Raw genomic sequence first — 845 nt, 5'->3', positions numbered from 1 at the left:
CGTCAGCAATCGCGACCACGGCACGAGCTTCTCCATCTCTTCCAGGAAACGCTGGCGCCGAGTCATGCGCTTCTTGCCCGTGCTTTCCGCTTCCGCAAAGCTCATTTGCCGTTTCATCGTCGTGGACCCGTTCCGTGAACTATCTTCTACAACGTCCTCGGCTGCGTCAGCGATGACCACAGAGCCGGATAAATCAGTGTTTCCCTAGGGTAGAAAGGCATTCAGCCGCTGCCGTGTCGGCTTCCGATCGTCCTTGGCGCTAACCGAGGTACGGACCACATCGTGAAACGCTTCGTCTTCGACGCTGGGCACGTAGACCACTGAAAGGTCGCGGCAGGTAGCAATCGCACCAGCATGATCCCGTCGCGACGATCAGCCTTCCTCCATTCTCCCGGCTTCGCAGGAATCAAGGACGGCGCGCACACCATGCAGACGCAACCCTTCTGCGCGAGTTGTCGGTAAAGCTCATAGCCGAACGGGCCAGCCTCGTATACGCACGCTGATGCATCGGGCGTTCGAATGCAGGGGCTTTCATAACCGATCGATAGCCATCCAGATCGTATAGATCTCGCCAAGCAGTTCGACCAAGCTCGCGCCGAACGCATAGGCGATTGTGATCAAGTCCTTATGGGCATCGAGACCGACAGACAGCGTGCCATCGTCTTCCATGCTGACTGCCACGGTGCAAATCGCCGCGTGCGGTCCTGACCACACCATGCGTGCGGATTTCGGTGATGGTGATCAGGCGTTTCGGCGAACGTGATCAGTTTGGAAGGTGGTGTTGCGCGGTCAATGGATTATAGCGAAGGTGATCACGATCAGGATGCGGAGGACTGCTTGGCGTT

The 845-nt window shown here is 57.6% G+C and carries 2 pseudogenes; both read right to left on the bottom strand.

The annotated features are described in order from the left end of the window. Nucleotides 1-117, bottom strand: a pseudogene (locus tag HWX22_RS31285) (IS5/IS1182 family transposase); the annotation flags it as partial. Between the two features lie 93 nt (nucleotides 118-210). Further along, a pseudogene (locus tag HWX22_RS32180) lies at nucleotides 211-669 on the bottom strand (IS110 family transposase); the annotation flags it as partial. Between the last annotated feature and the right edge of the window lie 176 nt (nucleotides 670-845).

Origin of the sequence: Burkholderia sp. BCC1638, assembly GCF_902833195.1 — a bacterium.
Classification (GTDB): Bacteria; Pseudomonadota; Gammaproteobacteria; order Burkholderiales; family Burkholderiaceae; genus Burkholderia; species Burkholderia diffusa.
Note: the sequence above shows the minus strand (reverse complement) of the source record. Positions and strands in the feature narration are given on the sequence as shown.